General features: G+C 71.7%; 12 protein-coding genes. 7 read left to right on the top strand and 5 right to left on the bottom strand.

The features are described from left to right. Window positions 1-34: 34 nt before the first annotated feature. The 3 genes from ACZ6Y7_RS10020 to ACZ6Y7_RS10010 all read right to left on the bottom strand — a co-directional run bounded on the left by ACZ6Y7_RS10020 (window position 35) and on the right by ACZ6Y7_RS10010 (window position 3,529). Complete coding sequence (locus ACZ6Y7_RS10020) at window positions 35-1,177, bottom strand: glycerate kinase (protein ID WP_465757368.1); 1,143 nt, start codon at window positions 1,175-1,177, stop codon at window positions 35-37. A gap of 503 nt (window positions 1,178-1,680) precedes the next feature. Continuing rightward, the gene (locus tag ACZ6Y7_RS10015) at window positions 1,681-2,568 is read right to left on the bottom strand and encodes a 2-hydroxy-3-oxopropionate reductase (RefSeq protein ID WP_465757367.1); all 888 of its coding nucleotides are present in this window, start codon (window positions 2,566-2,568) and stop codon (window positions 1,681-1,683) included. Window positions 2,569-2,683: 115 nt separating this feature from the next. Beyond that, entirely contained in the window at window positions 2,684-3,529 is an 846-nt protein-coding gene (locus tag ACZ6Y7_RS10010) for a TIM barrel protein (RefSeq protein WP_465757366.1), read from the bottom strand. Between the two features lie 215 nt (window positions 3,530-3,744). Here ACZ6Y7_RS10010 and ACZ6Y7_RS10005 point away from each other — a divergent pair, with 215 nt between their 5' ends. From ACZ6Y7_RS10005 to ACZ6Y7_RS09975, 7 genes are all read left to right on the top strand, one after another. Beyond that, on the top strand, window positions 3,745-3,999 hold the full coding sequence (locus tag ACZ6Y7_RS10005) for a thiamine-binding protein (protein WP_465757510.1): 255 nt from the start codon (window positions 3,745-3,747) through the stop codon (window positions 3,997-3,999). After that, a complete protein-coding gene (locus ACZ6Y7_RS10000) occupies window positions 3,996-4,379 on the top strand; it encodes a helix-turn-helix domain-containing protein (RefSeq protein ID WP_465757365.1) in 384 nt (127 codons plus the stop codon). Before ACZ6Y7_RS10005 ends, ACZ6Y7_RS10000 begins: the two co-directional genes overlap by 4 nt. Before the next feature lie 202 nt (window positions 4,380-4,581). After that, window positions 4,582-5,085, top strand: a complete 504-nt coding sequence (gene uraD, locus ACZ6Y7_RS09995) for a 2-oxo-4-hydroxy-4-carboxy-5-ureidoimidazoline decarboxylase (RefSeq protein WP_465757364.1) — start codon at window positions 4,582-4,584, stop codon at window positions 5,083-5,085. Between the two features lie 121 nt (window positions 5,086-5,206). After that, on the top strand, window positions 5,207-5,542 hold the full coding sequence (gene uraH, locus ACZ6Y7_RS09990; RefSeq protein ID WP_465757363.1) for a hydroxyisourate hydrolase: 336 nt from the start codon (window positions 5,207-5,209) through the stop codon (window positions 5,540-5,542). A 32-nt stretch (window positions 5,543-5,574) separates the two neighbouring features. Then, window positions 5,575-6,495: a factor-independent urate hydroxylase gene (gene pucL / locus ACZ6Y7_RS09985; protein ID WP_465757362.1), complete on the top strand. Its 921-nt coding sequence runs from the start codon at window positions 5,575-5,577 to the stop codon at window positions 6,493-6,495. Window positions 6,496-6,835: 340 nt separating this feature from the next. After that, window positions 6,836-8,296 (top strand): nucleobase:cation symporter-2 family protein, encoded by a 1,461-nt coding sequence (locus ACZ6Y7_RS09980; protein WP_465757361.1) that lies wholly within the window; start codon window positions 6,836-6,838, stop codon window positions 8,294-8,296. A 68-nt stretch (window positions 8,297-8,364) separates the two neighbouring features. Continuing rightward, the gene (locus ACZ6Y7_RS09975) at window positions 8,365-9,750 is read left to right on the top strand and encodes an 8-oxoguanine deaminase (RefSeq protein ID WP_465757360.1); all 1,386 of its coding nucleotides are present in this window, start codon (window positions 8,365-8,367) and stop codon (window positions 9,748-9,750) included. Between the two features lie 271 nt (window positions 9,751-10,021). Here the strand turns inward: ACZ6Y7_RS09975 and ACZ6Y7_RS09970 are convergent, their stop codons facing one another. Next, window positions 10,022-10,423 (bottom strand): allophanate hydrolase-related protein, encoded by a 402-nt coding sequence (locus ACZ6Y7_RS09970; RefSeq protein WP_465757359.1) that lies wholly within the window; start codon window positions 10,421-10,423, stop codon window positions 10,022-10,024. Between the two features lie 145 nt (window positions 10,424-10,568). Then, window positions 10,569-12,221 carry a malate synthase A gene (gene aceB, locus ACZ6Y7_RS09965; protein ID WP_465757358.1) on the bottom strand — a complete coding sequence of 551 codons (1,653 nt, stop codon included), beginning with the start codon at window positions 12,219-12,221 and terminating at the stop codon, window positions 10,569-10,571. Window positions 12,222-12,433: the final 212 nt, after the last annotated feature.

The following is a 12,433-nucleotide window of genomic DNA, read 5'->3' as shown; positions in this document are numbered from 1 at the left end:
ACGTACGAGGGTCCGCTGCGAACCGGCCGGGGGTTCAGCGCGCCAGCAGCTCGCCGGCCAGCCTCTCCCCCGCGACCTCGGCCAGCTCGGCCGCCCTGGTCATGCTGTCCCCCGGCTGCTCGGCCAGGTCGGTCAGGGCGATCGCGGCGGCGAAGCCGGCCGCCCGCCACTCGGGCTCGGCGAGCTCCAGCCGACCTGCCACGGCAGCCACCCGAACCCCCGCCCGGGCGGCCGCCGCGGCAACTCCGGCGGGGGCCTTGCCGTGGAGCGTCTGAGCGTCCAGGCAGCCCTCGCCGGTCACGACGAGGCGTGCCCCACGCACGGCCTCGTCGAAGCCCAGCAGATCGAGCAGCAGCTCGATGCCGGGTCGCATGGTGGCGCCGAGCAGGGCGAGGGCGGCGAAGCCCACCCCGCCCGCGGCCCCGGCGCCGGGGGCCTCCCGCAGGTCACGGCCGGTGGCCGCGGCGACCAGGTCGGCGAACCGGGTCAGGCCTTCCTCCAGGACCACCAGGTCCTCGCCGTCCGCGCCCTTCTGCGGGCCGTAGACGGCGGTGGCGCCGCGCGGCCCGAGCAGCGGATTGTCCACGTCACAGGCCACCACGACCTCGACGCCGGCCAGCAGGTCCGCCAGCGGGCCGGGGTCGACCTCGGCGAGCTTGCGCAACGCGGCTCCGCCGGGCGGGAGTTCGGCGCCGTCGGCATCGAGCAGGCGTACCCCGAGCGCCTGCACCATGCCCGCTCCGCCGTCGGTTCCGGCGCTGCCGCCGAGGCCCAGCACGATCCGCTTGGCGCCGAGCGACACGGCCCGGGCGATCAGCTGGCCGACCCCGTAGGACCCGGCCGTGAGCGGGGCGGTGCGACCGCCGGGCAGCCGGGCGAGGCCGGAGGCCTGCGCCAGCTCGACCACGGCGGTGTCGCCGCGGACGGCGAGCGCGGCGTCCACCGGCAGGCCGGTCGGACCGGCCACCTTCGCCGCGACCCGGTCGAAGCCGGCCGCCAGGGCGGCGGCCAGGGTGCCCTCGCCGCCGTCGGCGACGGGCAGCTCGCGCACCTCGGTGCCGGGCGCGGCGCGGCGGATCCCGGCGGCGATCCGGGCGGCCACCTCGGCGCCCTCCAGGGTGCCCTTGAACTTGTCGGGGGCGACGACCACATGGCCCTGGTGAGGGGTGGGGGGCATGGTGCGGTCCTCGCTTCCGTACGGGTGTGGCGTGGTTCTTGCGGAGTGCGTCCAGCATGGGCCCGGAGACCCGGGGGTGCGACCCCCTCCCGGAGACCCGGGGAGTGCCGGCCTCCGCGGGAAGATCCGCGGGGGTCTGACCTCCGCAGGGAGATGCGCGGGGGTACGACCTCCACGGGGAGATCCGGAGGGGTGCGACCCCTCCCCGCCGTTCCCCCCGTCCCGCTTCCGACGTACGGGGGGCTCCCCTCGGCGGGGAGGGGCCAGGCGACGCGCAGGCACGACCGAAGTGCCCCCTGGGAGGGGTTACGCATCACCGGCTGGATCGACCGGCGGGCGGGCGGATGAGCCCCGGCCCGCTCGCCGGTCGGGTCGTACCTCCTGGCGGCGCGGGCACGACCGGATGGGTACACGCCGCCAGGAGGAGTTCGGGGGCGGGGGCTCCGCGCGGAAGCCCCCGCAAGGGTGGGCCGGGGAGCTCCGCGCGGGAGCTCCCCGGGGTACTACTTGACCTCGCGGCCGGAGAGGCGCTCGACGCCGCGCAGCAGCGCCGAGTGGTCGAGCGAACCGTCGCCGTTGGCCCGGGCGGAGGCGACCAGCTGGGCCACCACGGCGCCGACCGGCAGCGCGGCGCCCACGGCGCGGGCGGCATCGGTGACGATGCCCATGTCCTTGTGGTGCAGGTCGATCCGGAAGCCCGGGGCGAACTCGCGGTTGAGCATGTTCGCCTTCTTGCGGTTGAGCACGGTCGAGCCGGCCAGGCCGCCACCGAGCACGTCCAGGGCGGCCTGCAGGTCGACGCCGGCGTTCTCCAGGAACACCACGGCCTCGGCGAGCACCTGGATGTTGACGGCGACGATCAGCTGGTTGGCGGCCTTGACGGTCTGGCCGGCTCCGGCCGGGCCGACGTGGATGACCGTGGTGCCGAGCGCGTCGAACAGCGGCTTCGCCTCGGCGAAGTCCTCGGCGGCGCCACCGACCATGATCGACAGGACGGCCTCGATGGCGCCGGCCTCGCCGCCGGAGACCGGGGCGTCCAGGGTGCGGATGCCCTTCTCCTTGGCGGCCGCCTCGACCTTGATCGAGGTCTGCGGGGTGATCGAGGACATGTCGATCACCAGGGTGCCGGGCTTGGCGTTCTCCAGCACGCCGCCCTCGCCCAGGATGACCTGCTCGACCTGCGGGTCGGCCGGGACCATGGTGATGACGACCTCGGCGTCCTTCACCGCGTCCGCGATGGAGGTGGCGCCGTGGCCGCCGGCCGCGACCAGCGCGTCGATCTGCGGCTGGGTGAGGTTGAAGCCGGTGACGTGGTGGCCGGCCTTGACCAGGTTGGCGGCCATCGGGCTGCCCATGATGCCGAGGCCGATGAAGGCGATCTTGCGGCTCATCGCGTCGAGTTCCTTACGTGTGCGGGGGGGGAGGTCGGGTTGCCCGGCGGCACGCGGTTCGCGTGGCCGACGCGGCCGGACGGCTCGCGGCGGCGGGCGCTGCCGGGTGCGCGCGTCAGCGGGCGGCGCGCAGCTCGCGCGGCAGCCACCCGAAGCTGTCGGCGCTGACGCCGGTGGAGGGGCGGTACTCCAGGCCGATCGGGCCGGTGTAGCCGGCGGCGGTGAGCCGGGCGAACAGGTCCTCGAAGTCCAGCTCGCCGGTGCCGGGCTCGTTGCGGCCCGGGTTGTCGGCGATCTGCACGTGGCCGATCCGGTCGGCGTGGGTGTCGATGACCTGCGCCAGGTCCTCGCCGTTCTTGGCCAGGTGGTAGAGGTCGCACAGGAACCGGGCGTTGCCCAGGCCGGTGGCGGCGTTCACCTTGTCCACCACCTCGACCGCGGCGGCGGCGGAGACCAGCGGGTAGTCCGGGGACTCCGCCCGGTTCAGGGCCTCGATCAGCAGGACGGCGCCGATCTCGTGCGCCGCCCGGGCGGCGAGCACCAGGTTCTCCAGTGCGAGCGCGTCCTGCTCGGCCGCCTCGACGCCCTCCACCCGGTTGCCGTAGAGCGCGTTGAGAGCCTTGGTGCCGAGCGAGCCGGCGAGGCCGGCGGCGACCGGGACGTTGGCCCGGAAGCGGTCCCGCTCGGACGGCACCGAGACGGTACCGCGGGCGCCCCGGCTCAGGTCGTCCAGGAAGTTGAGGCCGCTGAGCTGCACCCCGGCGTCGGTGAACGCCTTGCGGAGCGCGTCCAGCTCGGCCTCGGAGGGGTCGTGCTCCTCGCCGAAGGGCCACCAGAGCTCGGCGGCGGTGAAGCCGGCCGCGGCGGCCGCGGCGGGGCGCTCCAGCAGGGGCAGCTCGCCGAACAGGATCGACAGGTTGACCGTGAAGTGGTGCTTGGCAGCGGCCGTCACGTCAATCACCTCTCATCTCTCTTCCGTCATCCGCAACTTCCACGATCCGGAAGAGGGATTCTGTGTGGTGGAAGCATCTCCGGCCGACGAAGCGAGTGTCAAGGGACTCGCAACATTTTGTTGAAGACGCTCGTGAGGTGCGCCGATGCCGGGATCCCCGCTGTTCGATCACCCAGGCCCTGCCCGACCGCACCCCCGCTCGATACAGTGATCCCGTGCGATTGATGGTGGAGTTCACGACAGAACCGTTCGAACTGGACACGTTCCCGGAGCACGCCGCGGCGGCCCGCAGGGCCGTCGACGAGGCCGGGCTGGCCGTCTCGGTCGGCCCCTTCGGGACCGGCGCCGAAGGCGAGGCCGAGCAGGTCCTCGCCGCGGTGGGCAAGCTGCTCCGGGAGACGCTGGACGCCGGGGCGACCCGCATCTCCGTCCAGCTCAGCGTCCTGGACGAGCTGGACGAGGAGGTCGGTAAGCCGTGACCGAGCACGTGGAGCACCCGCTCGCCGCGGCGGTCAAGCCGCTGCTGGACGCGGTCGGCGCGACGCCCGTCCCGCTGGGCGAGGCGAAGTCCGAGGACGTCGTCCTGGAGTGGGAGGGCGCGCCGGCCCTGGCCGTCCGGCTGCCGCACCTGAGCAGCGCCCTGGACCGGCTGCTGGCCGAGATGGCCCGCCAGTTCGACGGCCGCCCGCTGGCCGAGCTGGACCGCCTGGAGAAGCAGCGGGTCGTCGCCCTCCTGGAGGAGCGCGGCGCCTTCACCGTCCGCCACGGCGTGGAGACGGTCGCCTCCGCCCTGGGCGTCAGCCGGTTCACGGTGTACAACTACCTGAACCGCCAGGAGGGCTCGAAGCCCTCCTCCTGAAGGGCTCCGAACGGGTGGCCCCCGCCGGTACGGCCAGTCTGGATCCGGCCGCGGCGGGGCACACTTGGCGAATCGCACACGAAAGGGCCCGGCACCGGGGGCCGGTTCAAAACGTAACCACCAAGCGTTCAACAAAGTGTTGACGACCGGGTGGGGTCGATCTAGCTTTTGCGGGTGGCACCACTCTTCAGGAGGTCCACTCGTGACCAACCACCCCCACGCCCTTGACGCCCTGGCCGCGGCCGATGCCGCCGAGCTGGAGGCGATCCTGCTGGAGGTATGCTCCAGCCCCCGTTGGGCCGCCGCGGTCGCGGAGGCCAAGCCCTGGTCCGACCGCGAAGCCCTGTTCGCCGCCAACGCGGCGGCCATGGCGTCGCTGACGGTCGACGACCTGCACGACGCGATGGCCGGCCACGCCCGGATCGGCACGCCCAAGGCGGGCGACGCCACCTCCGAGCGCGAGCAGGCCGGCATCCAGGGCGTGAACCGGACGGTCCTCGACGAACTGCGCGAGGCCAACGCCGCCTACGAGGCGAAGTTCGGCCACGTCTTCCTGATCTGCGCGACCGGCCGCACCGCGGCCGGCATGCTCGCCGCACTGCGCGAGCGCTACCCCAACGACGCCGCCACCGAGGCGGAGATCATCCGCGGGGAGCTGCGCAAGATCAACGACATCCGCCTCGGCCGCCTGCTCGACGGCTCCTGACGGGGCGTTCCTGACGTACCGTCGGAACAGTCGTCGCGGGCGCCGGCGCCCTCCCACCGGGGTACCGTCGACCGCAACCTGACGCACCATCACCTCTGCCATCAGTAAGGTCACTTCACCCATGACTGGCATCTCCACCCACGTGCTCGACACCAGCCTCGGCCGCCCGGCCGAGGGTGTCCCGGTCGAGCTCGCACTGCACACCGAGGGTGGCTGGAAGGTGCTCGGCACCTCCGCCACGGACTCCGACGGCCGGGTCAAGGACCTGCCGGCCGTGGAGGCGGGCTCGGTCGTCCGGCTGCTCTTCGACACCGGCGCGTACTCCGCGCCCACGTCGACCGAGCCGCCGTTCTTCCCCGAGGTCTCGATCGTCTTCACGGTCGCGCCCGAACAGCACCACTACCACGTGCCGCTGCTGCTCAACCCGTTCGGATACTCGGTCTACCGCGGAAGCTAGTAGACCGACCTGGAAGCTCTAGGAGCCACGTCATGGCCCACGTGCTCGGTCAGAACCAGTACGGCAAGGCGGAGAACCGCATCGTCCGGATCTACCGCGACTCCACCCGGCACGAGATCAAGGACCTGAACGTCTCGGTCTCCCTCCAGGGTGAGTTCGAGGACGTCCACCTCACCGGGTCCAACGCCAACTGCCTCCCCACCGACACCACCAAGAACACCGTCTACGCCTTCGCCAAGGAGTACGGGATCGAGTCGGCCGAGGCCTTCGGCATCGTCCTGGCCCGCCACTTCGTCGACGACACCGAGCGCGGCGTCGTGCACAGCGCCCGGATCCGGATCGAGGAGTACGCCTGGGACCGGATCAAGACGCCGGACAACTCGGCGCGCTTCATCGGCTCGGAGGAGGTCGGCCACTCCTTCGTCCGCAACGGCCAGGAGACCCGCACTACCGAGGTCGTCTACGACGGCGAGTCCGTCCAGGTCATCTCCGGCCTGAAGGACCTCATCGTGATGAACTCCACCAACTCGGAGTTCTGGGGCTACATCAAGGACAAGTACACCACCCTGCAGGAGGCGTACGACCGCATCCTCGCCACCCAGGTCACCGCCCGCTGGAAGTACGGCTACAGCGGCAAGGACGGCGAGGCCCAGCCCAACTGGAACCGTTCCTACGCCCACGTGAAGCGCCACATGCTGGAGGCGTTCGCCGAGACCTACTCCTACTCACTGCAGCAGACCCTGCACGCGATGGGCACCCGGGTCCTCAACAACCGCGCCGAGGTGGACGAGGTACGCCTCGAACTGCCCAACAAGCACCACTTCCTCGTCGACCTGGAGCCCTTCGGCCTCAAGAACGACAACGAGGTCTACTACGCCGCGGACCGCATGTACGGCCTGATCGAGGGCACCGTGCACCGTGAGGGCGTCGTCCCGGTCATCCCGGTCGCCTGACCTCCCCGCACACGTGGACTCCGCCCGGAATCGCCGCACCCTCCGGCCCCGACGGGCCGGTCGAGTCCGGGTGGGCCGGTCCGCTCCCCGCACGACCCGTTCCACCGGTGCCACCTGTTCCACCGGCACCACCTGTTTCACCGGCACCACCCGCACCACGTGTTCCACCCGCACCACCTGTTTCTCCACCCCCACCCACCGGAGTTCGTGTCTGCCTCACGGCGGCCGGCCCGGGGCACTGGAGAAGCGCCCCGAGGAATCCTTGCTCCGCCGTCCCGTCCTCGGGGGATCTCCAGCGCCGCGGGCGCGCCGGGAGCCACGGGCACAAGAGGGGCTCGACATGGCACCCAGCAACACCAGCAGTACAGACGGCGGTTCCACCCCTGCAAGACTCCCTGGCCCGGACGCGACCACCAGCCTCCCCGGCGACGCGCCCGGGCCGGGAACCCACCCCGTGGACGAGGTGCTGCCCCCGGTGAAACTGATCTCCACCGGACTCCAGCACGTCGCCGCGATGTACGCGGGAGTCGTCGCACCCCCGCTCATCGTCGGCGCCGGCGTGGGGCTCTCCCCCACCGACCTCGCCCTGCTCATCTCGGCCAGCCTGTTCACCGCCGGACTGGCCACCCTCCTGCAGACCCTCGGTGTCTGGAAGATCGGCGCGCGACTGCCGTTCGTGAACGGCGTCTCCTTCGCGGGGGTCGCGCCCATGATCGCCATCGCCAAGGAGCACGGTCCGAAGGACGCCCTCCCGGTGATCTTCGGAGCGGTGATCGTCGCGGGGCTCCTGTGCTTCCTCGCGGCACCGTACTTCTGCAAGCTCATCCGGTTCTTCCCCCCGGTCGTCCAGGGCACCGTGATCACCCTCATCGGCGTTTCCCTGCTCCCGGTGGCGGTCAACTGGGCGCGCGGCGGCTCGCCGGGCGCCCCCGGGTACGGCTCCATGCGGGCCATCGGCCTCGCCGCGCTCACCCTCGTCGCGGTGGTGCTCTGCAACCGGCTGCTGCGCGGCTTCTGGCAGCAGCTGTCCCTGCTCATAGGCCTGGCGTTCGGCACCCTGATCGCCCTCCCCCTGGGGCTGGCCGACTTCGGCGCGGTCCGGGACGCGAAGGTCTTCGCGCTCCCCTCCCCGTTCCACTTCGGCGCGCCGGTGTTCGACGCCGCCGCGATCGTCTCGCTCTGCATCGTCATGGTGGTCTCGATGACCGAGTCCACCGCCGACATGCTCGCCCTCGGGAAGATCGTCGATCGCGAGGCCGACGAACCCACCCTCGCCGCCGGCCTGCGCGCCGACGGCCTGGCCACCGCGATCAGCCCCGTCTTCAACGGCTTCGCCGCCAGCGCCTTCGCCCAGAACATCGGGCTGGTGGCGCTGACGAAGATCCGCAGCCGCTTCGTGGTCGCGGCCGGCGGAGGCATCCTGGTCCTGCTGGGGCTGTTCCCCGTGCTGGGCTCGGTCGTCTCCCTGGTGCCGCAGCCCGTCCTCGGCGGCGCCGGGATCGTGCTCTTCGGCACGGTCGCGGCGAGCGGCATCCGCACCCTCGCGGAGGCCGGCATGGAGTCCAGCTCCCACACCATCCTGGTGTCGGTCTCGCTCGGTGTCGGCATCATCCCGATCGCCGTGCCGACGTTCTACGACTCCTTCCCGGAGGCCGTCCGGACCCTGATGCACTCGGGGATCTCGGCCGGCTGCGTGATGGCCGTCCTGCTCAACCTGCTCTTCCACCACGTCGGAACCACCCGCCGGTCCAGATCCGGCCAGGGCTCCGGCGCGACGGTGCCGACGGCGACACCGTCCTGACCGGTCCCGGAGGAGCGCACCTCGCCCGATGTGCGCTCCTCCCGGCCCTCCCCCATAGGAGTGACACCATGGCAGTCCAGCCCCCACCCGCCGACCAGCGGATCGTGATCGAGAACGCCGCGATCGCCACCGTCGACGCCAACGACACCGAGTACGCCCGCGGCCACGTGGTCATCCTCGGCAACACGATCGAGTCCGTCGGCGACGGCCCCGCCCCGGCGTGGCTGGACAACGTGGTGCGCCGGATCAACGCCGAGGGCCACCTGGTCACCCCCGGCCTGGTCAACACCCACCACCACTTCTACCAGTGGATCACCCGCGGCCTCGCCCAGGACAACATCCTGTTCGACTGGCTGGTCGCCCTCTACCCGACCTGGGCCCGGATCGACGAGAAGCTCGTCCACGCCGCCAGCCAGGGCTCCGCCGCCGCCCTGCTCAAGTCCGGCTGCACCACCGCCTCGGACCACCACTACGTCTTCCCCAAGGACGGCGGCGACGTCCTCGGCGCCTCGATCGAGGCCGTCCAGGAGCTCGGCCTGCGCTTCACCGCCCTGCGCGGCTCGATGGACCGCAGCAAGAAGGACGGCGGCCTGCCGCCGGACCACGCCGTCGAGGAGCTGGACGACATCCTGGCCGCCTCCGAGGCCGCCGTGGACACCTACCACGACTCCTCCTTCGGCTCGATGCTGCACGTCGCCATCGCGCCCTGCTCGCCCTTCTCGGTCTCCACCGACCTGCTCCGCCAGTCCGCCGAACTCGCCCGCCGCAAGGGCGTACGGCTGCACACCCACGGCTCGGAGACCGCCGAGGAGGAGCAGTTCTGCAAGGAGCTGTTCGGCATGGGCCCGACCGACTACTTCGAGTCGGTGGGCTGGCTCGGCGAGGACGTCTGGATGGCGCACTGCGTCCACATGAACGACTCCGACATCGCCAAGTTCGCCGAGACCGGCACCGGCGTCGCCCACTGCCCGTCCTCCAACGCCCGCCTCGCGGCCGGCATCGCCCGCGTGCCCGACATGCTCCGGGCCGGCGTCCCGGTCGGCCTCGGCGTGGACGGCACCGCCTCCAACGAGTCCGGCGAGCTCGGCACCGAGCTGCGCAACGCCCTGCTGATCAACCGGCTGCACGGCTCCCCGACCGCCCTCACCGGGCGTCAGGCGCTGCGCCTCGGCACCATGGGCGGCGCCCGGGTGCTCGGCCGGCAGGACGAGATCGGCTCGATCGAGGTCGGCAAGCTCGCCGACCTGGCGCTCTGGAAGGTCGACGGGGTCCTGCACTCCTCCATCGCCGACCCGGTCGCCGCGCTCACCTTCGGCGCGCTCCCGCCGCTGTCGGTGCTGTTCGTCAACGGCAACGCGGTGGTCGAGAAGGGCCAGCTGACCACCGTCAACGAGGACCGGATCGCGCGCGACTGCGCCCGCGCCGCCAAGGAACTGGCGGCCCGACCGGTCTGACGCCCCCTCGGACTCCGGGCGCGCCCAGGGACGGTGCGCGCCCGGACCCCGCGGGCCCGGCAGGGCCCACGGACTGCGGCCCCGAACCCACGGCGAGGGTTCGGGGCCGCAGCGTTCGGCGGCCGGAAGGCGGCGAACACGTGACAGGCGACAGATGACAGACGACAGCGAACAGATGACAGATGACAGATGACGAAATTGTCAGCTGTCATCTGTTCGCTGTTCGCTGTCAGCCGTCCGCTGTCGGCTGTCCGGCGTCAGCTGTCAGCCGTCAGGCCTCCCGCCCCAGCGTCGCCAGGTACGCGCGCCAGCCGCCGTGGTGGGTGATCTCGCGGTGGACGCCGCGCTCGACCTCGCCGCGGGCGAGCAGCATCGAGAGGCACGCGGAGCCGTCCGCCAGCTCGATCACGCCCAGCTCCAGCTCGCGCGGCTCGCCGGGCAGGATGTCGTCCCGAAGCCGCTCCAGGCTGATGTCGTACAGCTCGCCCTCGATGGCGGTGTCGACGGCCGGGTCGGGCAGCAGCCCCGGGCAGACGTCCGTCCCGCCGCTGTGGTCGATGGAGAAGAAGCGGTAGCCGGGGGCGGTGCGGGCCGGCCCGATCAGCGCGTCGGCGACCTTGGCGTGGAAGGGGCCGCCGACCATCGCCTGGCCGTTGAAGAAGATACGCGGCATGGGTGAACTCCTCTGCAGAAAAAGACCGTTCCGCACGGCGACGAGAGGACAGGTGGATGTCGTCGCCGTACGGAACGGAGTAACGGGCCGCCGGAGTGCTACAGCCTGGCAGGCGCCGGCGGTGGCGTCGGCGGATAGATTGGGCTCAGCCCAGCAGGGGCAGCGCGGGAAGGGTCAGGAAGTCCGCGAACTCCTCGGCCAGGGCGACCTGTTCGAAGAGCTGGGCGGCCTCGCGCCAGCGGCCGGCGCCGTAGGCCTCCTCGCCCGATTCGGCGCGGAGCTCGGCCAGTTCGGTGGCGACCAGGGTGCGGACCAGTTCGGCGGTGGCCTTCTCCCCGGTGTCGGAGAGCACGACGCCGTTGTGGATCCACTGCCAGATCTGCGAGCGGGAGATCTCGGCGGTGGCGGCGTCCTCCATCATGTTGAAGATGCCGACCGCGCCCAGTCCGCGCAGCCACGCCTCGATGTAGCGGATGCCGACCTGGACGGCGTTGTGCAGCCCCGCGTGGGTGCAGGTGCCGCCGGCGCCGGCGATGTCGAGCAGCTGGGCGGCGGTGACCGGCTCGGACGGGCCGGGGTTGTCCTTCTGGTGGGGCCGGTCGCCGAGCACCGCGTCGAAGGAGGCCCGGGCGACCGGCACGAGGTCCGGGTGGGCGACCCAGGAGCCGTCGAAGCCGTTGCCGGCCTCGCGGTCCTTGTCGGCCTTGACCTTCTCCAGCGCGGCCGCGTTGACCTCGGGGTCCTTGCGGCTGGGGATGAACGCGGCCATGCCGCCGATCGCGTGGGCGCCGCGCTTGTGGCAGGTCTGCACCAGCAGGCGGGTGTAGGCGGCCATGAACGGCGAGGCCATGGTGACGGTGTTGCGGTCCGGCAGGATGTAGTGCTCGCCGGCGTCGCGGAAGTTCTTGACGATCGAGAACAGGTAGTCCCAGCGCCCGGCGTTGAGGCCGGCCGCGTGGTCGCGCAGCTCGTAGAGGATCTCGTCCATCTCGAAGGCGGCGGTGATGGTCTCGATCAGGACGGTGGCGCGGATGGTGCCGTGCGGGATGCCGAGCACGGCCTGGGCGTGGGTGAACACGTCGTTCCAGAGCCGGGCTTCCAGGTGGCTCTCGGTCTTCGGGAGGTAGAAGTACGGCCCGGAGTTGGGGTCGTCGGCGCCCTTGGCGAGCAGCCGGGCGGCGTTGTGGAAGAAGTACAGGCCGAAGTCGAGGAAGGCGCCGGCCACCGGGGTGCCGTCGACCAGCAGGTGGTTCTCGTCCAGGTGCCAGCCGCGCGGGCGGACCACGACGGTGGCGAGTTCGGCGGCGGGCTTGAGGGTGTACGCCTTGCCGGCCGGGGCGGTGAAGTCGATCCGGCCCTCGAAGGCGTCGATCAGGTTGACCTGGCCGCCGATCACGTTCTCCCAGGTCGGGGAGGTGGCGTCCTCGAAGTCGGCGAGCCAGACCTTGGCCCCGGAGTTGAGGGCGTTGATGACCATCTTGCGGTCGGTCGGGCCGGTGATCTCGACCCGGCGGTCCTGGAGGGCACGGGGCGCCTCGGCGACCTTCCAGTCGCCGGCCCGGACGTCGGCGGTCTCGGGGAGGAAGTCCAGCGTGCCGGCCGCCGCGATCTCGGCGCGGCGGGTCTTCCGCCTGGCCAGGAGCTCCTGCCGGCGGTCCTCGAAGGCGCGATGGAGGCCGACGACGAAGGCGACCGCCTCCGGAGTGAGCACCTCCTCCGCCCGGTGGACGCGCGGACCGGCGACAGTGACGACCGGAGCGGCGGGGGAGGCGCCGACGGGCCCCTGATCTGCAGCCATGAGCAGGACACTCCTAAGACGGTTGAGCCTGACGAAGGGAGCCCCGGTGGGAGCTTCCTCTGGAAGCCCCTCGGGAACTTCCTCGATCGTTACCCGCCTGTCGGCGGGTTCGATTCTGTAAGGTGGAGACTAGTTTCCGCGATACAGAATTTCAACGGTTTGTTGAAGAGATCGCCGGGACTCTACTCCTCCCCGACAGCGAAGGGAACGCC

This window comes from Kitasatospora sp. NPDC053308 (assembly GCF_055585785.1).
This window is presented reverse-complemented; position numbering and strand designations above follow the sequence as displayed.

What these genes read in the sequence shown, in the direction of transcription:
- ACZ6Y7_RS09970 (WP_465757359.1), bottom strand. Translation starts at nt 10,423, where the DNA reads ATGCCGCGTATCTTCTTCAACGGCCAGGCGATGGTCGGCGGCCCCTTC.
- ACZ6Y7_RS09980 (WP_465757361.1), top strand. Translation starts at nt 6,836, where the DNA reads ATGGCACCCAGCAACACCAGCAGTACAGACGGCGGTTCCACCCCTGCA.
- ACZ6Y7_RS10015 (WP_465757367.1), bottom strand. Translation starts at nt 2,568, where the DNA reads ATGAGCCGCAAGATCGCCTTCATCGGCCTCGGCATCATGGGCAGCCCG.
- aceB (WP_465757358.1), bottom strand. Translation starts at nt 12,221, where the DNA reads ATGGCTGCAGATCAGGGGCCCGTCGGCGCCTCCCCCGCCGCTCCGGTC.
- uraH (WP_465757363.1), top strand. Translation starts at nt 5,207, where the DNA reads ATGACTGGCATCTCCACCCACGTGCTCGACACCAGCCTCGGCCGCCCG.
- pucL (WP_465757362.1), top strand. Translation starts at nt 5,575, where the DNA reads ATGGCCCACGTGCTCGGTCAGAACCAGTACGGCAAGGCGGAGAACCGC.
- ACZ6Y7_RS10005 (WP_465757510.1), top strand. Translation starts at nt 3,745, where the DNA reads ATGGTGGAGTTCACGACAGAACCGTTCGAACTGGACACGTTCCCGGAG.
- ACZ6Y7_RS10020 (WP_465757368.1), bottom strand. Translation starts at nt 1,177, where the DNA reads ATGCCCCCCACCCCTCACCAGGGCCATGTGGTCGTCGCCCCCGACAAG.
- ACZ6Y7_RS09975 (WP_465757360.1), top strand. Translation starts at nt 8,365, where the DNA reads ATGGCAGTCCAGCCCCCACCCGCCGACCAGCGGATCGTGATCGAGAAC.